This window comes from Streptomyces sp. NBC_00102 (genome assembly GCF_026343115.1).
In the GTDB taxonomy this organism is placed as follows: Bacteria; Actinomycetota; Actinomycetes; order Streptomycetales; family Streptomycetaceae; genus Streptomyces.
In genome coordinates this window covers 282,218-308,560 of record NZ_JAPEMC010000003.1, presented here as the reverse complement: position 1 = coordinate 308,560, position 26,343 = coordinate 282,218, and the positions used below count along the sequence as shown (strand labels likewise).

Sequence of the window (26,343 nt, the reverse complement as noted above, 5' to 3'; positions counted from 1 at the left end):
ACATGCGCCGAAGAGTCGGGGCGCTGTTCGTCGCCCTGATAGCGGGCCTGGTCGCGCTGGTTCCGGGCACCTCCGCGGTGGCCGGGACCATCGGGGACTATCCCGAGTTCCCGTATCCGTCGACCACGTACAGCGAGCCGTTCCGCGGCCAGTTCCACTTCAGCTCGCAGTCGGGCTGGATGAACGATCCGAACGGACTGGTGTACGCGAACGGGGTCTACCACTTCTTCTACCAGCACAACCCGCACGGCCTGGCCTGGGACACCATGCACTGGGGGCACGCCACCAGCCCCGACCTGGTGCACTGGACCCAGAAGCCGATCGCGCTGGAGCCCGAGGTGCACCCCGGCACCCTCTTCTCCGGGGGTGGCGTCGTCGACAAGGACAACACCTCGGGGCTGAAGACCGGATCCCTCGATCCGATCGTGGTCTTCTCCAACACCGACGGCGTCAGCGTGTTCTACAGCAACGACAACGGCCAGACCTTCCAGGCGTACGACAAGGGCCGCAAGCAGATCCAGATACCGTCCGAGAGCCGCGACCCCAAGGTGTTCTGGGACGCGGCCCGCCACCGCTGGACCATGGTCGTCTGGTCGGACCAGGACGGCAACGGGGTGAACATCTACACCTCGCCCAACCTGCTGGACTGGACCTTCGCCAGCCGCTTCAAGGCCCCCTGGCTCTTCGAATGTCCCGACATGTATCCGCTGGCCCTCGACGGCAGGACCGGTCAGCAGCGCTGGGTGCTGACCTCCGCCTCCAGCCAGTACGTCGTCGGATCCTTCGACGGCACGACGTTCAGCACCGACTGGACCGCCCCGCAGCAGATGGACCAGGGCACGACGTACGCCGGCGGCAGCTTCTACGCCGCGCAGACGTTCACCAACACGCCGGACGGGCGCACGGTGCAGATGGCCTGGCAGGGCGGCAACCACGGCAGCACCTGGACCGGCAACGCGACCTTCCCGGTCTCCCTCGGCCTGGTCAGCACTCCGGACGGCCCCCGGATCACCCGTACCCCGGTCGCCGAACTCGCCTCGCTGGGGTCGGAGACCAGGAGCTGGAAGAACGAGACGGTCGACTCGGCCAAGGCCGGCAACCTCTTCGGGGACATCAAGGCCGACACCTACGAGATCACCGCGCAGTTCGACGTGAAGGGGACGAGCGCGCAGCGGTTCGGCTTCGACCTGCACGCCCGCTCCGACGGCACCGCCGACCGCAGCGTGGTCTACGACACCCGGGCACAGACCCTCCAGGGCAAGCCGCTGCGGCCCGTGAACGGCAAGATCGCCATCCGACTCCTGGTGGACCGGGGTCAGTTGGAGACGTTCGCCGACGGCGGGCGGTACTCCCTGTCCGACAACGCCGACTTCGACTCCGCGGCCGACAGCCAGGGCATCCGGCTCTTCGCCGACGGCGGCAAGGTGAAACTGGACAGCGCGACCTTCACCCGCCTCAACACCAGCTGGGGCACGGCCCAGTCCACTCTGCTCAGCAACCTCAAAGGCCCCTGGCACGCGGCGGGCGGCACCTGGAGCGACGTCACCACCGGCAAGCGCGCCACCACCGTTGGCGACGGCTTCTACATGAGCGCCGGCACCGGTGGCGACGCGGTCTACCAGGGTGACATCACGCTGGACACCGCGCACGCCGGTGGCCTGACGTTTCGCGCCAACGCCTCCGGCGCCGGCTACACGGCGACTCTCGACACCAGCGGTGTGGTCAAGCTCTGGCGCCCAGGCAAGGACATCGCCGTCCACTCGGCACCGATCACCCCAGGACGCACCTACCACCTGAAGGTGCGGACCGACGGCTCCCGCATCCAGGTCTGGCTCGACAACGGCTCCGAGCCCGTCATCGACACCACCGACACCACGTACACCAGTGGCCTGTTCGGCGTGAACGTGTACGACGGCACGGCGACGGTGCAGAACCTGAACACCGGTACGGCGGGCTTCTCCGCCTTCTCCGCGGGGAGATGGACACCGCGCGGCGGCAACTGGACGGTCACACCCGCCGGTCTGGGAGGCGCCTCCGCGCAGAACGGCTTCTACCTCAGCGACCGCGCCGGCACCGACTTCACCTACGAGGGCGACCTGTCCGTCACCAACGGCACCGCCACCGGCCTGACCTTCCGGGCCGGCTCCGACGGAGTCGGCTACACGGCGAACATCGACACCAGCGGCGTGGTCAAACTCTGGCGCCCCGGCAAGGACATCGCGACGTACGCCACTTCCGTCGTCGAGGGCCGCACCTACCACCTGAAGGTACGGACGGACGGATCCCGCATCCGTGTCTGGCTCGACAACGGCTCCGAGCCCGTCATCGACGCGACCGACACCACGTACACCAGTGGCCTGTTCGGCGTGAACAGCTTCGCGGCGAACACCGTCGCACAGAACCTGACCATCGGCTGACCGTCCATTATGTGACTGGTCGACAGGTGATGTTCCATCAGGTCATGGGCCATCGACTTGACCGGCCCGGAGCCTTCCCCCGACCCGCGTTCGCGCCGGACGCCCGGGAGGGTTCCGGGCCGGGCGGGTCTCGCCGGTGGCGGGGTGCGCGGCCGGGGGAGACGAGCGGCATCGTCGGCGCCCGCCCTCCCCGGACTTCAGACGACGGCGGAGTTCTCCGTCCAGAGCCGCGCCACGGCCTCGTCGCCGCCGACGGTGACCGAGGAGAGCGGCAGGCGGTTCCACAGCGCGAGGTAGAGGTCCTCCGCGCTGCCGCTCAGCACGCAGTCCGCCCCGGCCGTACGGCCGTCGTCGCGCACGGCACGCGGCGGTCCGTCCGAGAGCCGGACCGTCCAGGCGGCGTTCGCGTCGACCGCGTGCACCCGCAGGACGCGGGGATCCTCGGTGCGCACCCGGCTCTTGGTGCGTGCGTGGAAGCCGACCAGCAACTCGTCGATGCCGTCGAGCGCACGGGCCGTGTCCACCCGGGAGTGGGGCGTCCCGAGCGCCGACTCCGCGTCCACCCGGTGCACCGTCGTCTCGTGCATCTGACGGCGCGCCCAGAACCCCGAGCCCGAGGCCGCCGGCATGAACGTCCAGCAGGCCAGGTCGCTCGGAGCGGCTTCCAGCGCGGTCACCAGTGCCTGGAGTCCGTCGTTGAACCAGCCGATCAACTCCATACCGTCCAGGTCGGGTTCATCCTCTGCGGCGACGTACTCGGAGTGTGCCTCGACGACGAACGCCGTCGCCCAGCGGTGCACCGTACCGGTGTGGCGCAGCAGGTCGCGCACCCGCCAGCCCGGACACGTCGGCACCGGAGCGTCCGTCCCCGCCTCCTCCGCCGCCGCGGCGAGCAGCCGGCCTTCTTCGTAGAGCTGTGCGATCTGTTCGGACATGTTCATGGCGCAGATTGTGACAGGGGCAGGGGTGCGGCTGTCCACGCGTCCAGGGGAAGTCTCAGACGGTGACCGGAGGTTGTGCCGGACCGGCCGCGAGCCAGTGCACGGCGGTCCGGTCGGCGTGCGGAGCCAGCAGATCCCGCAGCTCCCCGGCCGCCGCCCGGAGCAGATCTCCGTCGCGGTCGGCGTGCAGGGTCTCGATGGCGAAGACGACGCGGGTGGAGTCTTCGGTGACCCGGGTGCGGTGGGCGTCGCGGTGGTTCCAGTGACGTGTCAGGACCCCGGTGGTGTCCGCGTAGATGATCTCGCCGGGCTTGGGGTTCTCGACGGTCCCGGGTTCACCGAGCGGCGTGAACTCCTCGCCGCCGTCGGCATGGCGGATGTCCACGTCGCCGGTGACGTGGTCCAGGTCGAAGGCGCCGGCGGGCAGGCCGTGGCGCACGGAAACGGCGTTGTAGGAGTCGACCGCCGGGTTGATGCGGGGCAGGGACCCCTTCTTCGTGAAGCGGCGGCCGAGCGCGTCGACGCTGGGGCGGATGCGGCGCGGGTTGGTGCCGAAGGACCGGTAGGCGGTGTGCCACGCTTCGATCCTCGGATCGGTCTCGTCGGCGGGCTGCCAGGAACCCTCGGCGACCCGCCGCTCCAGCCCGTCGAGCGCCTCGACGGTCCCCGGCCAGTCCTCGTGGCCGCGCAGGCCGGTGGCGGTGACCAGGGCGACCAGGGCGTCGGGGAAGGCGTCGGCGACGGCGGGGGCGATCCGGAAGACGGTCATGGGCGGGGGCTCCGTTCCTTGGTTCGTACGGGGGTCGTACCGGGTGATGGGTATCGGACGGCGTACGGCTTCCAGCGGCCCATCCGGTCCAGCTGCTGCCTCGCGGTGGGCACGTCCGGTCCCTGTCCGCGTTCGGTGAGGCGTCCGGCGATTCCGGTCCGGCGCTCGACGTTCTTGTGATCGTCGTACTTGAACTTCGCGCGCACCCGTACCGGGCTTCGCTGGAGGCCGCCGGCGATCGGCTCGGCGCGAAGACGTGCGCGATCCCGCCGCGGAGGCCGCCGGGCGAGTCGGTGTGCCTCGGCGTCGGCGACGATCGGCGTGGCTTCCGGGACGACGGCAGTGCTGTCACCGCGCGTCCCTACTGCTCAGTGGAACGACCAAACGGTACAGCAAGACGACCGCATGGTGTCAACCGAACGACCGCGCGGTACATTCCAGTGGTCTTCGTGAGGATGGTGATCGTATGGCCGAGACGGACGCAGCCCTGCGGACACTCGCGCACAACGTCAGAACGGCCCGCACGCGTGCGGGCCTGTCCCTGGACGAACTCGGCCGTCGCTCCAAGGTCAGCAAGGGAGCCCTGGTCGCGCTGGAGAAGGCGCAGGGAAACCCGAACTTCGCGACCCTGGTCCGGCTCGCCGACACTCTCGGCGTATCCGTCTCCGCCCTCATGGAGGGGCGGTCCGAGGGGCGCGTCCGCGTGGTGTCCGAAGAGAGGGTGGCGCCGCTGTGGACGGGTGAGCTCGGCAGCGAGGCCCGGCTCATACTGACGACCCGCGGCCCGGCCCCCGCCGAGGTCTGGCGCTGGAGGCTCCGGCCGGGCGAGGAATACCCCAGCCATCCCCACCAGGCCGGTGTCGTGGAAACCGTCAGCGTCACCGCGGGCCGGATGATCCTCGTCGTCGACGGTGCCGAGTACCCCGTCGGAACCGGAGAGACCGCCACGTTCGACGGTGACGCCCCGCACGCGTACCGCGGCGCGGGCACCGAACCCTGCCACCTGATCATGACGGTCCATCTGCCGCCCGGTCCCGCGTCGGCGGCCTGAGCGACAACCCGGGACGGTCCGGCAATTCCCTTCGGGCGGGCGCGCATTGCCCGGTCGCGGCCCGGTCCGCGCCGGGTGGGACGACGCGTCCCCGGTGGGCATGGAGCCCGCCGGGGAGACCCGTCAGGCGTTCGGTGCCGCGGTGCGGGAGACCTGCCCGAGCGCGGCGGCCGCCGCGGCGAGCAGGGCCACCGTCGTCAGGGCCATCGGCAGCGAGAGCCAGTCCGCGAGGAACCCGATGACCGGGGGGCCGACCAGCATGCCGCCGTAACCGAGGGTGGACGCGGCGGCCACCCCGCCGGGACCCGCCAGCGCACCGGCCCTGCCGACCGCGACCGGGAAGATGTTGGCCAGCCCGAGGCCCGTCACGGCGAAACCCGCGAGCGTCAGGGGGACCGTGGGGGCGAGCGAGCCCAGCAGCATGCCCGCCGCTGCGGCGCCGCCGCCGAAGACCAGCGTCCGTGTCTGGCCGAATCGTTCCAGCAGGGCCGTGCCGGTGAGCCTGCCGACCCCCATGGCCAGGGCGAACAGTGAGTACCCGGCGGCCGCGGTCCCCGGCGTGGCGTGCAGGTCCTGGGAGAGGTGCAGCGCGCTCCACTCCGCCAGTGCGCCCTCGCCGTACGCGGTGCAGAGCGCGATCACGCCGAAGAGGACGACCACCCGGCGCACGGCCGGGCTCATACGGGGCGCCACGCCGCGACTGCCCGCCGCGGACGGCACGGAGGGTTCCGACGGTGCGGACGGCTTCGAGGGCCCGGGCGAATCCGAAGAGGCCGACGCCTCCGGGGTGTTCCGGAGCATGACCGGCCCCGCGACCGCGGTGACCAGTAGCCCGGTCGTGGCGAGCAGGGTCAGATGGGCGACGGGGGAGAGGTGGCCGGCGGCGACACCGCCGATACCCGCGCCCGCCATGCCGCCGAAGCTGAACGCGGCGTGGAAGCTGGGCAGTACGGGCCGGCGGATGGCGGCGACGAGGTCCACCGCCGCACTGTTCATGGCGACGTTCATCCCGCCGTAGGCGGCGCCGAACACCAGCAGCAGAAGTCCGAGGGTGAGCGCCGAACCGGCGTGCGCGGGCAGGGCGATGCTCAGGGAGAGCAGGATCCCGCACCAGAAGGCCACCCGGTGGCTGCCGAAACGGTGGCAGAGCCTGCCCGTGAGAACCATCGTGATCACCGCGCCCGCCGAGACGCCGAGCAGGGCGAGGCCGAGCGAGGAGACGGAGGCGCCGATGTGGTGCTTGATGGCCGGGATGCGTACGACCCAGCCTGCGAAGAGGAAACCGTCGAGAGCGAAGAACGCGGTCAGCGCGGTGCGGAGCCGGGCCGCGGAGGGTGGGGCGGTGTCTCCGCCATGACCCCCCGTTCGGACCGTCCGCAGTTTGTTTAGGTGCGGCACAAACTCAGCATAGAGGCGCGCCGGGGAGGGACACAAGACGGATGCGGACGTGACCCGCGGCACGTCGTGACCAGGTGCCGAAGCGTCAGGACCGCCCCGGGATCGTGGGAGACTCGCCCCCATGAACGGCAAGGTGTCCACCACGCGGACGAAGCTGGAGAGGGGCCGCAGCGCGCTCGGGCCGGCCCTGGAACTGGTGCACACGGGGCGCGCGCCCACGCGTGCGGTGCTGACCTCCGAACTGGGCGTCACCCGCGCCACCGCCGGCGCGGTCGCGGCCGAACTGGAGGCGCTGGGGCTCATCAGGGTCGACTCCAGCCCCGGTTCGGCCGCCGGTTCACAGGGGCGCCCCTCGCACCGGCTGTCGGTGTCCGAGACCGGCCCCGTCGTACTCGCCGCCCAGGTGCACTCCGACGGTTTCCGTGCGGCGCTGGTCGGTCTCGGCGGACGGATCGTCGCCACCGCACCCGGCGCCAGTACCGTCATGGCCGACCCCGCCCAGGTGCTCGGCGAGGTGGTCGAGGCGGGCGCGCAACTGCTGCACGGCAGCGGACTGCGCTGCGTCGGGGCCGGGCTCGCCGTCCCCTCGGCCGTGGCCGAACCGGAGGGAACCGCCCTCAACCCGTTGCACATCGCCTGGCCCGCCGGCGCGCCGGTGCGCGAGATCTTCCGTACCTGTGTGCGTGAAGCGGGCATCGAGGGACCGGTGTTCACCGGGAACGACGTCAACCTCGCGGCCCTCGCCGAACACCGGCACGGCTCCGGGCGCGGCGCCCAGCATCTGCTCTGCGTGGCCACGGGGCACCGGGGTGTCGGCGGTGCGCTGGTGCTCGACGGCCGCCTGCACAGCGGAAGTTCGGGGCTCGCGCTCGAGGTCGGGCACCTCACGGTGAACCCGGAGGGCCGGGCCTGTCACTGCGGCGGCCGGGGCTGTCTCGACGTCGAGACGGACCCGCTCGCCTTCCTCCTCGCGGCGGGCCGGCCGCCCGGCCCGGAGGAGTCGCTGCTCAAGCGGGCGGGCGACCTGCTGCGTACGGAGTACGACGACGGGGACGTACGCCGTGCCGCCGAGGCGCTCATCGACCGGCTGGGACTGGGGCTCGCGGGGCTCGTCAACATCCTCAACCCCGACCGGATCATCCTCGGTGGTCTCCACCGGGACCTGCTCGAAGCCGACCCCGAGCGCCTGCGCGCCGTCGTCGCCGACCGCAGCCTGTGGGGGCGCAGCGGCAGTGTGCCGATCCTGCCGTGCACGCTCGCGCACGACAGCCTGGTGGGCGCGGCCGAACTGGCCTGGCAGCCGGTGCTGGACGACCCGCTGACCGTCCTCGCCTGACCCGAGTCCGGTGGGGCCGCGTCCGATGGCGGGCCGCGTCCGGTGGGGCCGCGTCCGATGGCGGGCCGCGTCCGGTGGGGCCGCGTCCGATGGCGGGCCGCGTCCGGTGGGGTCGCGTCCGGTGGCGGGCCGCCTGACCCGCCACCGGACGCGGCCCCACCGGTTCCCGGGCTGCACCGCGCGGCGCTTAGTCGTGCGGTGCAACAGAATTGACGTTGCGTCAGCCGAGGGCCACGGACCGGCTCGGGAACTGTGCCGAGGCTTCCACCGCTCCCGCGTACCGCCCGCCGAACGGGCCGTCGGTCATCGATCCGTACACCGCGAGCGGTGGCAGGATCTTCGCGGTGGTGGTCGGCGTGGGCAGGGTGAACCAGACGACTTTGCCGGCCTCCTGGCCGGGACGGACGCCCCAGCTCTCGCTGACGGCGGCGATGAGGGCAAGCCCGCGCCCGGACGTCGCGTAGGTCTCCGCGACGTTCACGGCGGGCAATCGGGGGTCGTGGTCGTGGACGGAGACCGTCAGTCGATCGAGCAGCAACTCGATGTCGACGGTGCACGACTTGTCCGGTTCCGCGTGGCGGTGGACATTGGTGAGAAGTTCGGTGACGCCCAGGGCTGCCTGGTCGATCAGAGGATCGAGATGCCAGTAGCGCAGTTGCGCCGAGATGATTCTGCGGACCTGACCGATCCGCGACGGCAGTGCCTGGAGCTCCACCGTGCAGTGCCTGCTTGGCTCGCTGATCACGGCTGCGACTCCCCGAAAGAGGTCCGGAAGAAGACGGAGGAACGGATCCAGCATGTGGCTGGCTGGTGTTTCTGGTCTGCTCTGTGGTCCGCCGCGGCTGCCGGCCCCCTCCGGTCGAAGGGTGACCGGGGTTGAACCGTCCGTGACGTGTCTTCAGCGTCGCTCAGCGCGCCCCGTACCGCAACTCGCGGCCGCGGACCCGGCTCGGGGGCCGTTCAGGGGCCGATCAGGCCCGATCGGGGGTGTGCGCGGGGACGCGGTGGACGCTCCGGGAGCGCGTCGTGCGCCCAGGGCCTCCCTCGGTGCCCGGGCGCGCTGCCCGTCCGGCTCCCGCGGGGGTTCCTCGGGGGACGGCGCGGACGTGACGGGCGCCGTGGCGGTGGCTCCCGGGCCGCGCGGGTGCGCTCGACGGGTCGCGGTGTCCTCGACTGGTCTCCGCGCGCTCCACGGGTCACCCCGCGTTCGGCGGCCACCGCGCGCGTGACGGTCGGTGTGCGCTCGACCGGTCAGCGGTGCCGACATCCGGCACTGCGCAGGACTTCCAGGAAGTGATGTATCGGCGCCGTCCCGTCCGGCCGGCGGCCGCGTTGTCCCATCGTGAGGCGGTAGCGCACGCCGTTGACCCGGGCGACGGCCGAATCGGCCTGGGAGAACCACCGCTTCCCCGCGCTGACCGCTCCCACGGGGGCACTGTCGATCTCCCGGCCGTTGCTCGTCAGGAGAGCCACCCGGCCGTCCTTGACGATGACCTGACCGGCCCGCGTGAGCGAGCGGGCCCATCGCTCGATCCGCACCCCCCGTGCGCTGAACTCGACGTCGTCCACCGCTCGGTCGCCCCCCTTCGCACATCGGCTCCTGGAAGGGAGTCTTCCCGTCCGGGCACGTCTTCATTTGCGCGTGTCGGGCTGAATCGTGTGTACGCAAGGTGACGCCGGACGACGTGTGTCGCCAGTCCTGCGCCCCGCCGTGCCCACGACGTGTCCAAGCGATTCCTGGGGGTGATCCAAGTCCCGGTTTGTGCAGGTGGGAGGAATATCGTGGAGGGAAGGAAGCAACGGCTCCACCAGGAGGACCAGCGATGGGCATCAGCGAGCAAGGACGTCATGACGGGACCGTCACGACGGCTGACGTCGACCGCAGTGACCCCGGGTACCGGGCGTGGCTCAAAGAGGCCGTGCGTAAGGTGCAGGCCGACGCCAACAGGTCCGCGGACACCCACTTGTTGCGTTTCCCGCTGCCCGAGGAGTGGGGCATCGACCTGTACCTCAAGGACGAGTCCACGCACCCGACCGGAAGCCTCAAGCACCGCCTCGCCCGGTCGCTCTTCCTCTACGGACTCTGCAACGGCTGGATCCGCCCGGGGAAGCCGGTCATCGAGGCGTCCAGCGGTTCGACGGCCGTCTCCGAGGCGTACTTCGCCAAGCTGATCGGGGTCCCCTTCGTCGCGGTGATGCCGCGGACGACCAGCCCCGAGAAGTGCCGCCTGATCGAATTCCACGGTGGCCGCTGTCACTTCGTCGACGACCCGCGAGCGATGTACGAGGAGTCGGCCGCGCTCGCCAAGGAGACCGGCGGCCACTACATGGACCAGTTCACCTACGCGGAGCGGGCCACCGACTGGCGCGGCAACAACAACATCGCCGAGTCGATCTACCAGCAACTGCGGCTGGAACGCTATCCGGACCCCACGTGGATCGTCGCCACGGCGGGTACCGGCGGCACCTCGGCGACCATCGCCCGGTACGTCCATTACATGCAGCACGACACCCGGATCTGCGTCCCCGACCCCGAGAACTCCTGCTTTTTCGACGGCTGGACACACCACGACCCGCTGGCGAGCAGCGACTGCGGCTCCCGCATCGAGGGCATCGGACGGCCCCGGATGGAGCCGAGCTTCGTCCCCGGGGCCATCGACCGGATGATGAAGGTCCCGGACGCGGCGAGCGTGGCCGCCGTGCGAGCCCTGGAGCGGGTGATGGGCCGCCGCGCGGGCGGCTCCACGGGGACCGGGCTCTGGAGTGCGCTCAAGATCATCGCCGAGATGGTGGAGCGGGGCGAGCAGGGCAGTGTCGTCACCCTGATCTGCGACGCGGGCGACCGCTATCTGGACAAGTACTACTCCGACGCCTGGCTGGACCAGCAGGGCCTCGACATCGCCCCGTACGCTGCCGCGCTCGACACCTTCCTGAGCACCGGAAGCCTGCCTGCCTGAGGCGGCGGATCCGTCGGTCCTCGGGGCGCCGCAGTCCGGACCGCGCGTCGCGTCTACCCCGGCTCACGTGCCGGGGCTTCGAGGAGACCGTCGAGAACCCGCCCGAACATGCGCCGCCCCGCCGCCACGAGCAGCGGATCGATCCACCTGCCGGGAAGGAACAGCCGGACCTCCTCCACCCACACCACGTGGGAGCCGGCCCGGGCCGGCATCACGTCGATCGACGCGCGTCCGCGTACCGTCCGTCCGCGCTTCTCCAGGCGGCAGAGCCCCGCACGGCCCGCCTCGGGAGGCGTCCAGCGCACCACTTCCATGGGGTCGTCGAAGGTGAGCGGCCCCACCCCGGTCCGGGCGACGAACACCGTCCCCACGCCGGTCCGCGCACCGGCCGGGACGAGGACCGAGGTGAGCGGCACGTGGGCACCGTGACGCTCCCAGTCGGTCACCCGGCGCCAGGCCTCGGCGGGTGGAAGGGACGTGAATCGCTCGATCCGGAAGACGGCCACGGTCCGATCGTAGGCCGTGTCGGATCATGTACGCCGGATCGGCGGCGGTGCCCGGTGTGGTGTGACGCGGGGCGCAGGACCGCCCGTGTACGGAGAGGCATCGGGCCGTCCGACAGCGCCGGGACGCCGGTCAGCGCTCGGCGAGCGGTTGCTCGTCGGGTTCCGGCGCCCCGGCCGGCCCCGCGACCAGCAGGCCGCCCGGCAGCAGCTCCTCGATCTCCGCGCGCGCCTTCGCCGACAGACCCGCGTCCGTCACGAAGGTGTCCACCTCGCCGAGTGTCGCGAAGGAACTCAGGCCGATCGTCCCCCACTTGGTGTGGTCGGCCACCACCACGACCCGACGCGCGGCCGCCACGAACCGCCGGTTCGTCTCCGCCTCCGCCAGATTCGGTGTGGAGAGACCGGCCTCGTCGGAGATGCCGTGCACCCCGAGGAAGAGCACGTCGAAGTGGAGCGAGCCGATGGCCCGGTCCGCCACCGGCCCGACGAGCGAGTCGGAGGGGGTCCGCACCCCGCCCGTCAGCACCACCGTGGCCGCCCCCGCGCGGGCGGCGCCCGAGGAGGCCGGGCGGTGGGCGTCGTGGAACACGTCGGCCACCCGCACCGAGTTGGTCACCACGGTCAGGTCCGGCACGTCCACCAGTCGCTGCGCCAGCGCATAGGTCGTCGTACCGCCCGAGAGCGCGATGGCGCTGCCCGGCGCGGCCATCGCCGCGGCGGCCCGCGCGATGTCCTCTTTGGCACTCGGCTCCAGCGCCGACTTCGCCTCGAAACCGGGCTCGTGGGTGCTCGTCCCGACGGCCGGCACCGCGCCGCCGTGCACCTTCTCGATGACGCCCTGGCGGGCCAGCGCGTCCAGGTCACGCCGGATCGTCATGTCGGACACGTTGAGCCTGCGGGTCAGCTCGTTCACGCGGACCCCGCCGCGCTTGCGGACCTCGTCGAGGATCAGGGCACGCCGCTGCTCCGCGAGCAGATTCTGATTCTCGCTCACCGCGGTGTCCGGTCCTTCCCTCTGGCCGTCCGGTCCCGCGGCACCGCGGAACGCCCGCCCAATCCTCCCACGCGCCTCACAGGGAGGGGCCACCGAGGTCCGGACGTGGGGAGATTCGGTGAGAAGCCGTCGCGCGCCACCGATCTCGGCGATTCTGGTGGCACGGGCGCCGGTCTCCTCCGAGCCGCCCGGCACGATCACTTCGACGCCCGCCGGACGGCCGGGCAGACCGGAGAGCGAGACTCCCTTGGCCCCCGCCCCCCAGGTTTCCCGGCCCACCGGGATCGCGCTGGAACTGCTGGTCCACGGCGTCGGCGGCACCACGCCGCAGGAGATGCTCGGCGATCCGCGCACGGTCCGCGTGACGGGCGACCTCACCGCGGCGATGTACCGGCGCCCCGAGGACGTGGACGCGGAGGAACATCCCGAGCGCTACCGCGACCGGCCCGTCGCGGAGGCCTACTGCTGGTCCAACCTGACCTCCGGCAACGGCTCCCGCGCCCTGTGGCTGCTGCTCCTCCCCTTCATGGTGGTCAACCTCGCGCACTGGATGCGACCCGCCGCGAGGGGCCGAACCCGCGCGGTCCGGTTCTACGGCGTGCTGGTCCGGGTCCTCGCGCTCAGCCTGACCGTCCTGCTGACGGCGGCCGCCTGCGAAGTGGCGCTCGACCTCGTGGCCTGGCAGTGCGCGGGCGTCGCCGCCTGCTCGGACCGGCGGTCCTGGCTCGGGTTCCTCTCCGCCGAGCAGGGCGGATGGTGGTCCCAGCCCGGCCGGCGCCTCGCCCTCGCCGCCGCGCTGCCCACGGCCCTCGTCACCCTGCTCTGGTACCTGTCCAACCGCACCTGGAGCGCGTACGAGTCCCAGCGCCCCTTCCTGGGCACCGACTCGCGCGGCGATGCACGCGGAGGGCCGGACGAGCTCCCCGGGCAGGACGGCGTTCCCGACGTCACTCCGAGCGGTGACGACACGCCGGAGCCGAAGATCCCCACCCGCGGCGACACCCCGGACTCCGTCCCCGCCGCGCGCCCCGCGCTGGGCCGCCCCGGATTCTGGTACGGGCGCCGCCTCGTCGCCCGGCTGCGCGCCGCGCACACCGCCGCGGGGCTCCTCACCGTCGCGGTCTTCGTCCAGCGCGCCGCCGCCGACTACGACGTCACCCACTCCGGCCCCGGCCCCGTGCTGCTCGGCCGTCTGCTGTCCCTCGCGCTGGCGCTCTGCGCGCTCCTCGTCCTCGCCGTCGTCTGCGGCCGCGGCCGCAGCGAGCGCCGTCTCGACCACCGCCTCGACCGGGCGGTCATCACCTTCCTGCCGTCCGCCGCCGTCGTCCTGCTGGCGGTCTCCCTCGTCCACGCGGCCTGGTCGCGGCCCGGCTGGATCTCCTCGGGCGTCCTCGTCGCGGGCGCCGACACCTTCCGGGCGCTCACCGCCGGCCAAGGCGTCCTCGTGGTCGCGCTCGCCGCCGTCGCCCTGAGCCTGCACCGCGGCGCGCCCGACGCCCGCACCGCGCTGTACGGGCTGGGCGGTCCGGCCATCGCCATGCTGGCGTGCGCGCTGGGCGGGGTGATGACCGGCGGGCTCGCCCAGCGCGTCGCGGACTGGCTCGACGGCCCGGGCACCCCCGGCATGGGAGCGGGCTCGGCCATAGGCGGTCCGCCCGTCCTGCTGAGCTGGCAGGCGTCGGTGCTCCCGGTGCTGCTCCTCGCCCTGCTCGTACCCGTGGGCGTGCTCCTCGTCCGTACCGCCCGCCTCGCCCGTCTCACCGAACCGGTCGTCGCCGCCGAGTACGCCCCCGAGTACCGGGGCCGCACGCCCGAACGGGGGCGGACCCGGCAGATCGCGCGGGTCCGGGCCACCGCCCGGCTCACCGACGAGGCGGCCTGGATCATCGGCTGTCTGTCCGGCGCCACCCTCCTGCTGGGTGCCGCGGCCCTGGCGGGATCCTGGGCCACCGGGCAGGTCCCCGGCCTGGCCATGGACGGAACCGGCCCCTTCCTCGAATCCGCCGCCGAGGCCGCCCAGTCGACGGGTTCCTGGATGGTCGGGTTCGGTTTCATACTCTTCGTCGCCTCCGGCCGACGGGCCTACCGCGACGCCTCGGCCCGGCGGACCATCGGCATCCTCTGGGACGTCGGCACGTACTGGCCGCGCGCCGCCCATCCCTTCGCACCGCCCTGTTACGCGGAGCGGGCCGTGCCCGACCTCGCCTCCCGGATGTCGGCCTGGACGGCCAGGACCGGCGGCCGGCTCGTCATCTCGGGCCACTCGCAGGGCAGTGTGCTCGCGGCCTCGGCGGTCTGGCAGCTCCCCGCCGCCACCCGCCGCCGGATCGCACTCCTCACCTACGGGTCACCCGCCGAACGGCTGTACGGCCGCTGGTTCCCTGCGTACTTCGGGCCCACGGCACTGCGCGGGCTCCGCGGGTCGGTGCACTGCTGGCGCAACCTCTGGCGGGCCACCGACCCGATAGGGGGACCCGTCCGGATCGACGAGGGTGCCGGACGCCCCGGGGTCGACCACGGACCGCTGAAGGACCCGCTGGTACACGGCCGTACCGCCGAACTGCCTCTGCCCGAACCCATCCTGGGACACTCCGACTACCAGGCCGACCCGGTGTTCGCCCGGGAGCGGGCCGCCCTGCTGGCCGAACTCGGCCCCGTACTGCCCCGGCAGGGCGGCGACGGGGCCGGGCACCCGAGCGCGGAGGGTCAGGGGAGTTCGGGGAGGTCCTCGGGGTAGAGCAGGGTCAGGTCGTCCGTGCTCGTCTCGGCGAACTGGGCGACCCGGCCCGCGTGCCGCTCCACCATCGACTCGAAGGTCTGGCGCGCGGTACGCCCGTTGCCGAAGGCGGGTCCCTTGGGCAGCTCCGTGAAGTACTTCGCGAGAGCCTCCCCGGTGCCATCGGCGAGGGTGTACTCGTGTTCCTCGGCCTGCTGCTGGACGATCCGCAGGAGTTCCTCCGGCTGGTAGTCGCCGAAGGTGATGGTCCGGGAGAAGCGCGACGCCACACCCGGATTGACGGTGAGGAACCGCTCCATCTCGTGGGTGTAGCCGGCGACGATCACCACCACGGCGTCTCGGTGGTCCTCCATCAGCTTCACCAGGGTGTCGATGGCCTCCCGCCCGAAGTCCCGGCCGGAGTCCTCGGGAGAGAGCGCGTACGCCTCGTCCACGAAGAGCACCCCGCCCCGCGCGCGGTCGAACGCCTCCTGGGTACGGATGGCGGTCGAGCCGATGTGCTCGCCGACCAGGTCCACCCGGGACACCTCGACCAGGTGGCCGCGCTCCAGCACACCCAGCGACGCCAGGATCTCGCCGTACAGCCGGGCCACCGTGGTCTTGCCGGTGCCGGGGGACCCCGTGAAGACGAGATGGCGGCGCACGGAGGCGGCCTTCAGACCCGCCCGCTGCCGGCGGCGGCCCACCTCGATCATGTCGGTCAGCGCCCGGACCTCCCGCTTGACGCTCTCCAGCCCCACCAGCGCGTCCAGTTCGCCGAGGACGGCGTCGGAGTCGCGGGCCGGCTCGGCCGGCGGATCGGTCACGGGTACGGCGGAGGGCGCCGCACCACGCTGAGCGGGCATCGAACCGAGCAGCCCCGGCGCCACCGCCCGGGTCTCGGTGAGCACCGGCGCGGCGGGCGCGGCGGCGGGACCGCGCAGGGCGCTCTCGTCGCTGGTGCAGTCCTCCACCACCGGCCCCGCACCCGCCGCTCCGTCGTGCGTGGTGCCCTCGGGGAACTCGTAACCGCCCCGCGCGCAACGCTCCGTACGGCACCGGGTGAGGGTGGTGCGGCACCCGTCCATCACGTGGAAGCCGTACCCCTCGCTGCCGGTCACCCGGCAGCCGTGGAAGGTGCCCCGGCCCTCGGCGGAGACGTAGAACCCGGCCTCGGCCGGCGAGGTCACCGTGCAGCGCTCGATGGTGGGGTCGGCGCCCTTGGTGACGATGACACCGGTCTGCGCCGCGTCGATGGTGCAGTTGTTGAGGGTGCCGCCACTGCCGTGGTCGCGGAACCAGGCACCGGTGGACGCCTCCCGGATGCGGCAGTCGTCCAGTTGAGCGGTGGCCCCGTCGCTCACCGAGACGGCGGTGTTGCGGATCTGGGTGAGATCGCTGTCCACCACGTCGGCACGGGAACCCCGGTCGAGGACGAACAGGGCGTCGGGCACGTCGTGGACGCGGCAGGCGTCGAGTATCACCGTGGCGCCGTCACTGACCCAGACGGCGGGGTAGTCGCCCGTACTGTCGTGGATCTCGCACTGGTTGGCGTCCACCCGGGTACCGGGATCCCACACGGAGAGCCCGTTGCGGCCGAACCGCCGGACCGTCGAACGGGTCAGCGTCAGCACCGAGCGGGAACGCAGGTCGATCGCGTTCTCCGGGATGTCGTGGATGTCGCAGTCGGCCAACGTCAGCACCGCGTCCGTATCGAGCGTGATGCCGTCGCCGGAGGTGCGGTGCACGGTGCAGTCGGTGAGATGGGCCGAGGCGCGCGCGGTGACCTGTACCCCGCTGCCCTTGACCTCGTACACCTCGCAGCCCACCGCCTCCAGTCCGCTGCCTTCGCCGGTCACGCTCAGACCCGAGCCGGAGGAGTGGTGGACGCGGCAGCGGTCGAACCGGGGGTGCGCGCCGTCGCGCACCGACACGCCGGACTGCCCCGCCGAGACGACCTCGCACTCCTCGAACACGCCGCCCGCCCCGTCCAGGACGGCGATCCCGACCCCGGCCGGGTTGTCGACGGTGCAGCGGCGAACGGTGGGCCGGCCGGCCCCGCGCACCTCGATACCGGCGGCCGAGCGCGTCACTATCCGCAGGTCCACGAGGTCGGGGGCACCGGCCTCCACCAGCACCGCCGGGGCCGCCGAGTCCTGTCCCTCCACGTGCAGGTCCTGGATGATGGCGGACGCCCGCACGGTGAGCGGCACACCGTCCACCGGCGCGATCCGGACCGAGCCGACAGCCCCTTCGGGACCGCGCAGCGTGACCGCCCGCTCGACGACGAGATTTTCCCGGTACGTTCCCGGAGCGATCGTGAGGACATCGCCCTCTGCCGCCGCCTCCAGAGCCGCGCCGAGCGAGGGGTACTCGCCCGTGCGGCGCCGCCATCGCGATGTGCCGGTGTGCGTCACCTGGACCGTGCCCTGTGCCATGGCGCTGTTCTGCCCCCACCTCGTGCTGTGTGCGATCCCTCGTACCCGTACGCACGGACGTGCGACCGCGGGGTGCCGTCGGCCCTCCGACGACGGCGCGGGCGGGTCCGCCCTGCCGAGGGGAAGGGCGGGCCGGTCCACCGTAGCGCGCGTTGCGGGCGGGAGTTGACGACTCCGTCCCCCACCTCGCCGAAGTGGGGCCCCGGACAAGGCCGTCGGCCCGGTCCGGACAGCGGTTCACGGGTATCGGGAGCCTGTTGCGGACGATAGTCCCGAGGCTGTGCGCGGAATGCCGCGGGGTGCCCGGGAACGGTTGCCGGCGGTGCCGGTGAGCCGTTCAGGCATCCGTTCCGGTTCTGCCCCAGTCCGGGCCCACCGCCGCCCAGGCCCGGTCCAGTCGCGCGTACCGCCCGCGCACCATGCACCGCACCACGGTCCGCCGGCCGGCCTCCACCGCGCCGGCCGTCAGCAGGAACGTACCCGCCCCGGCCAGGCCCGCGTGTATGTGCGCGGTGGACACGTCCATGGGGCGCGGGGCGACGGCGCCCCGGTCGTCGACCCATATGCGCACCAGGTCACCGGGCTTGCGCGCGAGCGCCCCGGCCGGGACCGTACCGTGCCGCTCGCCGCCGTCCGGTGCCTTCCACCGGGCCGTCACCGTCTGCCGGGTGGTGGGGCCGACCCCGCTCTCCGGATCGCCGGCGAGCGCGGCCGGGCTCACGGACACGCGCAGCACGACCGCGTTCGTCCGATGGCTGTGGGCACGCTGTTCCAGGATCGCGTCGCCCAGGGCGGAGTCGGTGAGCAGACCGCACAGCACGCCGACGGCGGGCGCGACGAACAGCACGAGAAGGAGTGCGCAGAATGCCAGCCACGCCTCGCGCCGGTCCGTCGCCCGGCACAGGGAGTTGTGCCGCCAGCGCCAGATCCCCGATACCGTCCGCACAGCCCTTGCCCCCCTCGCCTCCTGGCCCGCCCGAAGCGTCTCCGCCCTCCGGGGGAGCGAGGAGAGCTGCCTCACCACCTTCAACGCGCGTGTGCCCCCCGACCGTTCCCGGCCGGACGCACCAGGTTCACCCGAGAACGCGGAACGGGTCACCGACCCGCACGGTTCCGGTGCCCTCCGGCACGAGGTTCTGGCCGAAGACCAGCTTCGTCCCCGACCTGCGGTGCACCGCGAGGGTGCGCAGCGGTTCCTTGCCCCGCACGGCCGTCGACTGGTCGGTGGTGGTGATCACGCACCTCGCGCACGGCTTCACCACGCGGAAGGCGACCGCGCCGATCGCGATCCGCCGCCAGCCGTCCTCCTCCCAGGGGACGGTGCCGTCGATCACGGCGTTGGGCCGGAACCGGTTCATCGGCAGCGGGCCCTCCGACGGGTGGTCGCCGCTCGCGATCAGCGCGTTGAGGGCGTCCAGCGACGAGGCGGTGGTCACCAGCAGCGGGTACCCGTCCGCGAGGCTGACGGTCTCCCCGGGCCGCGCGTACGCCGGGTCGACGGGTCTCCGGTACGACGGCGCGTCCTGGTGGACGAGCCGGACCTCCGCCCCGAGGAACCCGCTCAGCCAGGCGTGCGCGGCCGGTGCCGCCTCGACCACCTCGAGCTTCTTGCCGAACAGCTCCACGACGACCGTCTCCGCGCGCTCCGGCACCGCCACCGCCAGCCGCACCCTCCCGGGCGCGGACAGCTCCACCCCTCCACCGGGCAGCGGCATCGCGGAGATCCCCGTCAGCCGGGGTTCCTGACGCTGTGTGACGGCTGTGCCCGTCCTGTCCACCAGCATCCAGCGACGGTCACCGGCGAGTCCCCACGGCTCGACCTCGGCCTCGTCGACGGTCAGTGCCGCCAGCGACTTGACGGGGTGGAGATGGAGGGAGGCGAGAGCAGGAGGAGCCATCCGCCCATTTTGTCAGCATCCTCCGAGGCCCCTCGCACCCGCCCGCCGCCACGCCCGGAGCCGTCCCTCCGGGCGCGGGCGGTCAGTACCCCCGGCCCTGGTACGGCCGGTCGTACGGGTCCTCGTACGGGGAGGGCGCCGGTGCGGGGCGGGGGGCCGCCGGCCGCATCGCCTCGTAGCCGGTGGAGGGCGCGGGCCGCGGCGGCTGCTGCTGCGGCTGGTAGCCGCCGCGCCCCGGAGCCTGCTGCTGCGGGAAGCCGCGGGCGGGCGTCTGCTGCTGCGGGTATCCCCGCGCCGGGGAGGGCTGCTGCGGGATGTATGGCGCGGGGGCGTGCTGCAGCTGTGCGGGCTGCATCTGCGCGGGGTGCATCGGGGCCTGCGGCTGGTACGGCTGCGCCATCGGCTGTTGGTAGCCGTAGGAACCCGCGGGCGGGGAAGGAGCGGCGGGGAGAGCCGGCAGGGAGGACGGCAGCGCCGGGAGGTAGCTGTTGCCGGTCTCGTACGCGGCGGGGACTCGGATCGGCGCGATCTGAGGCGTGCCTCGCTCCGCGACCAGGGAGTCGTAGATCGGAGTGTCGGCGAACGACGGTGCGGCGTAGTAGCCGCTTCCGTAGCTGGAGCGGGGGGAGGTCATGCCACCTAAGTTAAGCCCACGATGTGCGAGTTGGGGAGGCCGCCCAGAAGGTTGTTTCGCTAGTTGTGCGCCAGCCGAGTTCACCAATGCGAGCGAACTTCTCAAAAAGGGTCACCGTGGTGTGTAGTGATCGTGTAAAGGGCCTATTTTTGACGGTCGTAAGATCCTGCCGCGTCCCGGTTTGGGGGACGGCGCGGCTCCCGCGCCACCAGCTGCCCCTCACGGCTCGGGCGCGGCCTCCGGCCGGGGATAGGTACGCCCCTTCCAGGCCGCACCCCGCCCCCGGTGGTGCTGGACCGCCGAGTCCACCGTCATCAGCAGGTACAGCGAGGCCGTGAAAGGCAGCAGCGGCGCGAGCCAGAGCGACTGCCGGTAGTACGAAAGCATCGGCAGGTACGTCCCCGCCATCAGCGCCCACGCCAGCCCCCCGGCCCACGCGGCCGCCGGATCACCCGTCAGAGACCCGGCCACCAGCGTCACCGGCGGCGCGAGGTAGACGAGAGCGAGCCCCGGCACCGTCCCCGCCAGCAGCAGCGGACTGTGCCGCAACTGCGCATACGCGCTCCGCGAGACCATCCGCCACAGCTCCCCGAGCCCCGGGTACGGGCGGACGCTGTCCACCCGCTCCGCGAGCCCCAGCCAGATCCGGCCGCCGGAACGCTTGACCACCCGCGCCAGCGACACGTCGTCGATCACCGCCTGCCGGATGGACTCCGGTACCCCGGCCCGCACCGCCGCCTCGTCGCGCAGCAGCACGCACCCGCCGGCGGCCGCGGCCGTGCGGAACCCGGTCCGGTTCACCCGGCGGAAGGGGAAGAGCTGCCCGAAGAAGTAGACGAAGGCCGGCACCACGAGCCGCTCCCAGACGCTCTCCACGCGGAGCCGGGCCATCTGCGAGACCAGCGCGTAGCCGTCCGGGCCGGCCGGCCCCGCGGCCGCCACCAGCTCCCGCAGGCTGTCCGGCTCATGGGCGATGTCCGCGTCCGTCAGCAGCAGGAACTCCGGGTTCCGCCGTCGCGCCACCGCCATCCCGTGCCGCACCGCCCACAGCTTGCCGGTCCACCCCGGCTCCGGCTCGCCCGGAGTGACGACCTGGAGCTCCAGCCCGCCGCACCGGTCGGCCAGCTCCCGCGCGAGGTCACCGGTGCCGTCCGTGCTGCAGTCGTCGACGAGGACGACGAAGACCTCGCCCGGATAGTCCTGGGCCAGCAGCGAAGGGAGGCTCGACGGCAGGATCCCGGCCTCGTCCCGGGCGGGCACGACGACGGCGACCGGGGGCCAGTGAGCCGGCGCGGACCGCACGGGCAGCCGCTGGTCCGTGCGCCAGAAGAACCCCTGGCCGAGCAACAGCCACAGCCACGCGACAAGAGAACCCACGGCGATCCAGGCAACGGCGCTCATCCGCCGAGTCTGCCCCACTCCGGCCGGGTCCGGAGGGGGGTGGCATAAGGTGACCGGGTGAAGATCGCGCTCATGGACTCAGGAATCGGCCTGCTGGCGGCCGCCGCCGAGGTGCGCCGACTGCGCCCCGACGCCGATCTGGTGCTCTCCTCGGACCCCGGCACCATGCCCTGGGGGCCACGCACGCCCGAGGACGTCACCGCGCTCGCGCTCGCCGTGGCCCGCGCCGCCGCGGCGCACCGGCCGGACGCGCTGGTCGTCGCCTGCAACACGGCGTCGGTACGCGCGCTGCCCGCTCTCCGGGCCGAGCTGGAGCCCGCGCTGCCGGTCATCGGCACCGTACCGGCGATCAAGCCCGCGGCCGCCGGCGGCGCCCCCTTCGCCATCTGGGCCACCCCCGCCACCACCGGCAGCCCCTACCAGCGCGGGCTCATCCGGGACTTCGCGGCCGACGTGGACGTCACCGAGGTGCCCTGCCCCGGACTGGCCGACGCGATCGAGTACGCCGACGAGGCCGCGATCGACCGCGCCGTCGCGGCGGCCGCCGCCCTCACCCCCGACGGAGTCGGCACGGTGGTCCTCGGCTGCACCCATTACGAGCTGGTCGCGGACCGCGTCGCCGACGCCCTCCACCGGCCGGGCCGCCCCCCGGTGGTCCTGCGCGGTTCCGCCGGGGCCGTCGCCGCCCAGGCGCTGCGCCGCATCGGCGCCGGACCCGCTCCGTCGGCCGAACCGACCGGAACTCTCACCGTTCTCCTCAGCGGCCACGAGGGCGATCTCCCGGACGCCGCTCTCACCTACGCCGAGGGCAGACTGCTGCGGGGCGTGGGCGCCTCCCGCTGACCGCGGCCACCGCCCGATCGGCCCGCCGACACCCGCCGCACGGGCGCGGGTCATGGGTACGCTGCTGAGCATGACGGACCACCCCGGCCGTGCGGCGCACGGCTCGACCCAGGCGCCGTCCACCGTGTGGACCGGCAAGGCGACCAACCGGGCGCAGTGGCTGCTGGCCTTCGTGGGAGCGGCGTGCCTGGCCCTCGGGGTCGAGATCGCCCTCGACTCCAACTGGACCTCGGGCGTCGCGCCCCTGGTGATGTCGGTGGTCGGCTGCGTCGCCGCCGGACTCCTGATGCTCTACGGCACCCTCGCCTTCGTCCACGTCGCGGTGAAGGTGGACGGCGATGCCCTGGAGGTCCGCTGCGGGCACATGGGACTCCCGCGCCGCCGCATCCTGCTCACCCATGTCGTCGGGGCGGAGTTCGTCCCCCGCGTCACCCCGCGCCAGTGGGGCGGCTGGGGATACCGCTGGCGCCCCGAACAAGGCACCGCCGTGGTGGTGCGCCGGGGCGAGGCGCTGCTGCTCCGGCTCGGCGACGGCATGTCCTTCACCGTCACCGTGGACAACGCGGAGGCGGCCGTACGGTTCATCCGCGACCGGCTCCGCCTCCCGGCGGCCGGCAAGCCGTCCGAAGCCTGACCGCGGTCCCGCCCGCCCGGTCCCGATCCGGCCCGTCCCCAGCCGCCCCCGGCCGGCGGGCCTGCGGGAAGGCAGCCCCGAAAAGCCGCTCTCCCCGCTGCCGCGCCCACAGCCGTCGCCCGTAGACTCCCGCAGGTGAGCGCCACCATCACCTCAGTCGAGGAACCGTCGCCCGTTCCCGAGTCCCGCCCCCGCAGGCGCTGGACCGCCTGGGCCAGGCCGGCCGCCGCAGTGCTCTCCGGAGTGCTGCTGTACGTGAGCTTCCCGCCCCGGCCCTTGTGGTGGCTGGTACTGCCGGGCTTCGCCCTGCTCGGCTGGGTCCTGCACGGACGCCGCCCGCGCGCGGCGTTCGGTCTGGGCCTGCTGGCCGGACTCGGCTTCATGCTGCCGCTGCTGCACTGGACCGGCGAGGACGTCGGCGCGGTGCCGTGGCTGGCACTGGCCGCCGCCGAGGCGCTCTTCGTCGCCGTGGGCTGCGTCGGCATCGCCGCCGTGACCAGGCTCGCGTACTGGCCGTTCTGGGCGGCGGCCGTCTGGGCCCTGGACGAGGCGGTCCGGGCCCGGGTGCCGTTCGGAGGGTTCCCCTGGGGCCGGATCGCCTTCGGCCAGGCAGACGGCGTCTTCCTGCCGATCGCCGCGCTCGGCGGTACACCGCTCCTCTCCTTCGCGGTGGTCCTCTGCGGATTCGGCCTCTTCGAGACGGTCCGGCGGATCCGCGCGTACCGCTCGACCGGAGAACTCCCGCGCGCGGCGACCGCGATGGCCGCGGCGGCGGTACTCGTCCCCGTCGCGGGCGCCTTCGGCTCGCTCCCGCTGGTCTCCAATTCGGCGGAGGACGGCACCGCGACCGTCGCCGCGATCCAGGGCAACGTGCCGCGCCTCGGCCTGGACTTCAACTCCCAGCGGCGCGCCGTGCTCGACAACCACGTGCGGGTCACCGAGCAGCTCGCGGCGGACGTGAAGGCGGGCAAGGAACCCCAGCCCGACTTCGTCCTCTGGCCGGAGAACTCCTCCGACCTCGACCCCTACCGCAACCCCGACGCCTGGGACGTCATCGACCGGGCGGTCCGGGCCATCGGCGTTCCCACGGTGGTCGGCGCGGTCGTCGAACCCGACACCGGCAAGCTGCGCAACACCCTGATCGAGTGGGACCCGGAGAAGGGGCCGCTGGACACGTACGACAAGCGTCACATCCAGCCGTTCGGCGAGTACATGCCGATGCGCTCGGTCGCCCGCGTCTTCAGCAAGGACGTCGACCGCGTCCAGCGCGATTTCGGCTCCGGCACCAAGGTCGGGGTCTTCGACCTCAACGGCATCAAGGTCGGCCTGGTCACCTGCTACGAGGCCGCGTTCGACGACGCCGTGCGCGACACCGTCGAGGCGGGCGGCCGGCTGATCGCCGTGCCCAGCAACAACGCCACGTTCGGCCGCAGCGAGATGACCTACCAGCAGCTCGCGATGTCCCGGGTGCGGGCGGTCGAGCACAGCCGCGCCGTCGTCGTACCGGTCACCAGCGGGGTCAGCGCCATCATCCGCCCGGACGGCACGATCATGGAGAAGTCCGGATTCTTCACCCCCGCGGCCCTGGTCGACGAGGTGCCCCTGCGGTCCTCGCTCACCCCCGCCACCCGGATGGGCGCACTCCCCGAAGGGATCCTCGCCCTCTTCGCCGCCGCCGGTCTCGTCCTCGTCGCCGTCCGTTCCCGGAGGGCCCGCCGCACCGCCTGAAGGTCACGTTAGGCTCTGACGCATGGCTACTCCCGACTTCATCCGCGCGATCAGGGCCACCGCCGGCCACCAGTTGCTCCTGCTGCCCGGGGTGAGCGCGGTCGTCTTCGACGACGACGGACGGGTCCTCCTCGGCAAGCGTGCCGACACCGGCAAGTGGTCGGTCATCGGCGGCATCCCGGAACCGGGCGAGCAGCCCGCCCGGACCGCCGAACGCGAGGTGTACGAGGAGACCGCGGTGCGCTGCGTGGCCGAACGCGTGGTGCTCACCGAGGCGCTCAAGCCGGTGGAGTACCCCAACGGGGACCACTGCCAGTACCTCGACGTCACCTTCCGGTGCCGGGCCACGGGCGGCGAGCCACGCGTCAACGACGACGAGTCGCTGGAGGTGGGCTGGTTCGCCCTGGACGCGCTGCCGCCGCTGGCCGAGTTCGCGCGCTTCCGGATCAAGCAGTCCCTCACCGACGGCCCCACCTGGTTCAGGGCCGCCGACGACGCCGGCCTCGGCTGAGGCCGGCGTCGTCGGCCTCGGCTGAGGCCGGCGCCGGACCTGCGTTCTCAGAGCCGTACGCAGATCCGCCGGCTCGCCGTCCAGTCCGTGATCCAGTCGCTCAGGGACAGCGGGAAGCACCACTCGCCCGGCGCGGGGGAGGTATCCGCGGGGTCGGGGGCCGGCCGGTTCTCGTCCATGAGGAACGACCGGTAGAGCTTCGAGGCCTCGGGGTTCCCGGTGCACCCCCACACCCCGTGCGGGCAGTAGTCCGTGATCGTCTGGTAGACGGGCGGATGGAGATCCATCCATTCGAGCATCCGGCGCATGTACTCGGGATTGTCGCCGTTGCGGAAGAGGCCCCACTCCGGATAGGAGATCGGCTTCCCGTGCTCGGCCGCGAAGTCCACGTGCTTCTGCAGCCCGTACTCCCCGTGCACCTGGTCGTCGAAGTTCTCGCCCGGCGGCTGGTCGTACGAGTCCATGCCGACGATGTCCACGAAGTCGTCGCCGGGGTAGCACTCGGTCCAGGGAACGGCGTCCCGCCCGCGGCTCGGCGCGAAGTCGAAGCGGAACCGCTGGCCCTCGACCGACCGCATGGAGGTGACGATCCGCTGCCAGTACGCCTTCCAGGCCGACGGGTCCGGACCGCACCGGTGGGCGTAGGTGGTGCCGTTCATCTCCCAGCCGAGCACGATCACCGTGTCCGGGACTCCCAGCCCGACCAGCCGTTCGGCGAGCTTGCGGAAGTGCCGGTCGTACAAACCCGCCGCGCCGGACCGCAGCCGCCTGCGCACCGTGGCGTCCGAGACCCGCACCTCGTTCCGCTCCAGCATCGGCGTGTTGAGGACGAACATCCGGTCGGGCCGCGCCTGCCGCCAGGCCGCCCACGCGCCCAGGAAGTCGACGGAGCCCTCGATGTTCACCCAGAGGTCGCCCGGCAGATAGCTGTGCCCGACGCGCAGCTCCTTCCCGCCGAGCCATTGGGACATCTCCGCCATCCGCGCCACGCCTTCGGGGCCGTAGTCCAGGTAGGCGCCGACCGCCGTGCTGCTCGGATCGAGATGGGGTCCGGCGCCGTCGGCGAAACCTCCCCCGGTGACCCGGAAACCGGAGGCACCGCTGACCGCGAGCACACCGGCCGCGACCGTGCCCACACAGAGATTGACGATACGGCGACTACGGGACACGG

23 protein-coding genes are annotated in these 26,343 nt (G+C 72.6%); 9 read left to right on the top strand and 14 right to left on the bottom strand.

All coding sequences use genetic code 11. The features are described from left to right. Positions 1–2 precede the first annotated feature (2 nt). A complete protein-coding gene (locus OHA55_RS31945; protein WP_266713112.1) occupies positions 3–2,417 on the top strand; it encodes a glycoside hydrolase family 32 protein in 2,415 nt (804 codons plus the stop codon). 197 nt (positions 2,418–2,614) lie between these two features. On the opposite strand, the gene OHA55_RS31940 is transcribed toward OHA55_RS31945, so the two are convergent. Genes OHA55_RS31940 through OHA55_RS31930 form a run of 3 tightly spaced genes read right to left on the bottom strand, consistent with a single transcriptional unit; the run spans position 2,615 to position 4,333 of the window. Further along, positions 2,615–3,358: a maleylpyruvate isomerase family mycothiol-dependent enzyme gene (locus OHA55_RS31940; protein WP_266713110.1), complete on the bottom strand. Its 744-nt coding sequence runs from the start codon at positions 3,356–3,358 to the stop codon at positions 2,615–2,617. A 55-nt stretch (positions 3,359–3,413) separates the two neighbouring features. Next, positions 3,414–4,127 (bottom strand): B3/4 domain-containing protein, encoded by a 714-nt coding sequence (locus tag OHA55_RS31935; RefSeq protein ID WP_266713108.1) that lies wholly within the window; start codon positions 4,125–4,127, stop codon positions 3,414–3,416. Then, positions 4,124–4,333 carry a hypothetical protein gene (locus OHA55_RS31930; protein ID WP_266713106.1) on the bottom strand — a complete coding sequence of 70 codons (210 nt, stop codon included), beginning with the start codon at positions 4,331–4,333 and terminating at the stop codon, positions 4,124–4,126. The genes OHA55_RS31935 and OHA55_RS31930 overlap by 4 nt, the downstream gene beginning before the upstream one ends. Before the next feature lie 260 nt (positions 4,334–4,593). On the opposite strand from OHA55_RS31930, the gene OHA55_RS31925 reads away from it, so the two are divergent. Beyond that, the gene (locus OHA55_RS31925) at positions 4,594–5,178 is read left to right on the top strand and encodes a helix-turn-helix domain-containing protein (RefSeq protein ID WP_266713104.1); all 585 of its coding nucleotides are present in this window, start codon (positions 4,594–4,596) and stop codon (positions 5,176–5,178) included. Between the two features lie 123 nt (positions 5,179–5,301). Here the strand turns inward: OHA55_RS31925 and OHA55_RS31920 are convergent, their stop codons facing one another. Continuing rightward, entirely contained in the window at positions 5,302–6,576 is a 1,275-nt protein-coding gene (locus tag OHA55_RS31920; protein ID WP_266713102.1) for an MFS transporter, read from the bottom strand. 121 nt (positions 6,577–6,697) lie between these two features. Between OHA55_RS31920 and OHA55_RS31915 the strand changes: the two genes are divergently transcribed. Further along, entirely contained in the window at positions 6,698–7,912 is a 1,215-nt protein-coding gene (locus OHA55_RS31915) for an ROK family protein (RefSeq protein ID WP_266713100.1), read from the top strand. A gap of 220 nt (positions 7,913–8,132) precedes the next feature. Here OHA55_RS31915 and OHA55_RS31910 read toward each other — a convergent pair whose 3' ends face one another. Further along, complete coding sequence (locus OHA55_RS31910) at positions 8,133–8,657, bottom strand: ATP-binding protein (RefSeq protein ID WP_266713099.1); 525 nt, start codon at positions 8,655–8,657, stop codon at positions 8,133–8,135. A 506-nt stretch (positions 8,658–9,163) separates the two neighbouring features. After that, positions 9,164–9,481, bottom strand: coding sequence for a hypothetical protein (locus OHA55_RS31905; RefSeq protein WP_266713098.1), 318 nt, complete (start codon positions 9,479–9,481; stop codon positions 9,164–9,166). Positions 9,482–9,735: 254 nt separating this feature from the next. On the opposite strand from OHA55_RS31905, the gene OHA55_RS31900 reads away from it, so the two are divergent. Then, positions 9,736–10,869 carry a PLP-dependent cysteine synthase family protein gene (locus OHA55_RS31900; RefSeq protein ID WP_266713096.1) on the top strand — a complete coding sequence of 378 codons (1,134 nt, stop codon included), beginning with the start codon at positions 9,736–9,738 and terminating at the stop codon, positions 10,867–10,869. 53 nt (positions 10,870–10,922) lie between these two features. Here the strand turns inward: OHA55_RS31900 and OHA55_RS31895 are convergent, their stop codons facing one another. Further along, positions 10,923–11,375, bottom strand: coding sequence for an SRPBCC family protein (locus OHA55_RS31895; protein ID WP_266713094.1), 453 nt, complete (start codon positions 11,373–11,375; stop codon positions 10,923–10,925). A 130-nt stretch (positions 11,376–11,505) separates the two neighbouring features. After that, a complete protein-coding gene (locus tag OHA55_RS31890) occupies positions 11,506–12,369 on the bottom strand; it encodes a DeoR/GlpR family DNA-binding transcription regulator (protein WP_266713092.1) in 864 nt (287 codons plus the stop codon). Between the two features lie 334 nt (positions 12,370–12,703). Between OHA55_RS31890 and OHA55_RS31885 the strand changes: the two genes are divergently transcribed. Continuing rightward, positions 12,704–15,106, top strand: a complete 2,403-nt coding sequence (locus OHA55_RS31885) for a hypothetical protein (protein ID WP_266713560.1) — start codon at positions 12,704–12,706, stop codon at positions 15,104–15,106. On the opposite strand, the gene OHA55_RS31880 is transcribed toward OHA55_RS31885, so the two are convergent. The 5 genes from OHA55_RS31880 to OHA55_RS31860 form a co-directional block, all read right to left on the bottom strand. Continuing rightward, positions 15,076–17,523: a right-handed parallel beta-helix repeat-containing protein gene (locus tag OHA55_RS31880; protein WP_266713090.1), complete on the bottom strand. Its 2,448-nt coding sequence runs from the start codon at positions 17,521–17,523 to the stop codon at positions 15,076–15,078. The two genes, OHA55_RS31885 and OHA55_RS31880, sit on opposite strands and share 31 nt — an antisense overlap. A gap of 337 nt (positions 17,524–17,860) precedes the next feature. After that, positions 17,861–18,469, bottom strand: a complete 609-nt coding sequence (locus OHA55_RS31875; RefSeq protein ID WP_266713088.1) for a hypothetical protein — start codon at positions 18,467–18,469, stop codon at positions 17,861–17,863. Between the two features lie 127 nt (positions 18,470–18,596). Further along, on the bottom strand, positions 18,597–19,421 hold the full coding sequence (locus OHA55_RS31870; protein ID WP_266713086.1) for an MOSC domain-containing protein: 825 nt from the start codon (positions 19,419–19,421) through the stop codon (positions 18,597–18,599). A gap of 82 nt (positions 19,422–19,503) precedes the next feature. Beyond that, positions 19,504–20,055: a DUF6643 family protein gene (locus OHA55_RS31865; protein WP_266713084.1), complete on the bottom strand. Its 552-nt coding sequence runs from the start codon at positions 20,053–20,055 to the stop codon at positions 19,504–19,506. Positions 20,056–20,274: 219 nt separating this feature from the next. Then, positions 20,275–21,456, bottom strand: a complete 1,182-nt coding sequence (locus tag OHA55_RS31860; RefSeq protein ID WP_266713083.1) for a glycosyltransferase — start codon at positions 21,454–21,456, stop codon at positions 20,275–20,277. Between the two features lie 57 nt (positions 21,457–21,513). Between OHA55_RS31860 and OHA55_RS31855 the strand changes: the two genes are divergently transcribed. The 4 genes from OHA55_RS31855 to OHA55_RS31840 all read left to right on the top strand — a co-directional run bounded on the left by OHA55_RS31855 (position 21,514) and on the right by OHA55_RS31840 (position 25,172). Continuing rightward, positions 21,514–22,299, top strand: coding sequence for a glutamate racemase (locus tag OHA55_RS31855; RefSeq protein ID WP_266713082.1), 786 nt, complete (start codon positions 21,514–21,516; stop codon positions 22,297–22,299). Between the two features lie 70 nt (positions 22,300–22,369). Further along, a complete protein-coding gene (locus OHA55_RS31850) occupies positions 22,370–22,933 on the top strand; it encodes a hypothetical protein (RefSeq protein WP_266713080.1) in 564 nt (187 codons plus the stop codon). A 135-nt stretch (positions 22,934–23,068) separates the two neighbouring features. Further along, complete coding sequence (gene lnt / locus OHA55_RS31845) at positions 23,069–24,661, top strand: apolipoprotein N-acyltransferase (RefSeq protein WP_266713078.1); 1,593 nt, start codon at positions 23,069–23,071, stop codon at positions 24,659–24,661. 22 nt (positions 24,662–24,683) lie between these two features. Beyond that, positions 24,684–25,172: an NUDIX domain-containing protein gene (locus OHA55_RS31840; RefSeq protein ID WP_266713076.1), complete on the top strand. Its 489-nt coding sequence runs from the start codon at positions 24,684–24,686 to the stop codon at positions 25,170–25,172. A 47-nt stretch (positions 25,173–25,219) separates the two neighbouring features. Here OHA55_RS31840 and OHA55_RS31835 read toward each other — a convergent pair whose 3' ends face one another. Then, a complete protein-coding gene (locus OHA55_RS31835; protein WP_266713075.1) occupies positions 25,220–26,341 on the bottom strand; it encodes a glycoside hydrolase family 26 protein in 1,122 nt (373 codons plus the stop codon). Positions 26,342–26,343: the final 2 nt, after the last annotated feature.

What these genes read in the sequence shown, in the direction of transcription:
- OHA55_RS31925 (WP_266713104.1), top strand. Translation starts at nt 4,594, where the DNA reads ATGGCCGAGACGGACGCAGCCCTGCGGACACTCGCGCACAACGTCAGA.
- OHA55_RS31915 (WP_266713100.1), top strand. Translation starts at nt 6,698, where the DNA reads ATGAACGGCAAGGTGTCCACCACGCGGACGAAGCTGGAGAGGGGCCGC.
- OHA55_RS31940 (WP_266713110.1), bottom strand. Translation starts at nt 3,358, where the DNA reads ATGAACATGTCCGAACAGATCGCACAGCTCTACGAAGAAGGCCGGCTG.
- OHA55_RS31840 (WP_266713076.1), top strand. Translation starts at nt 24,684, where the DNA reads ATGGCTACTCCCGACTTCATCCGCGCGATCAGGGCCACCGCCGGCCAC.
- OHA55_RS31945 (WP_266713112.1), top strand. Translation starts at nt 3, where the DNA reads ATGCGCCGAAGAGTCGGGGCGCTGTTCGTCGCCCTGATAGCGGGCCTG.
- OHA55_RS31935 (WP_266713108.1), bottom strand. Translation starts at nt 4,127, where the DNA reads ATGACCGTCTTCCGGATCGCCCCCGCCGTCGCCGACGCCTTCCCCGAC.
- OHA55_RS31850 (WP_266713080.1), top strand. Translation starts at nt 22,370, where the DNA reads ATGACGGACCACCCCGGCCGTGCGGCGCACGGCTCGACCCAGGCGCCG.
- OHA55_RS31885 (WP_266713560.1), top strand. Translation starts at nt 12,704, where the DNA reads ATGCTCGGCGATCCGCGCACGGTCCGCGTGACGGGCGACCTCACCGCG.
- OHA55_RS31865 (WP_266713084.1), bottom strand. Translation starts at nt 20,055, where the DNA reads ATGACCTCCCCCCGCTCCAGCTACGGAAGCGGCTACTACGCCGCACCG.
- OHA55_RS31870 (WP_266713086.1), bottom strand. Translation starts at nt 19,421, where the DNA reads ATGGCTCCTCCTGCTCTCGCCTCCCTCCATCTCCACCCCGTCAAGTCG.
- OHA55_RS31860 (WP_266713083.1), bottom strand. Translation starts at nt 21,456, where the DNA reads ATGAGCGCCGTTGCCTGGATCGCCGTGGGTTCTCTTGTCGCGTGGCTG.
- OHA55_RS31880 (WP_266713090.1), bottom strand. Translation starts at nt 17,523, where the DNA reads ATGGCACAGGGCACGGTCCAGGTGACGCACACCGGCACATCGCGATGG.
- OHA55_RS31900 (WP_266713096.1), top strand. Translation starts at nt 9,736, where the DNA reads ATGGGCATCAGCGAGCAAGGACGTCATGACGGGACCGTCACGACGGCT.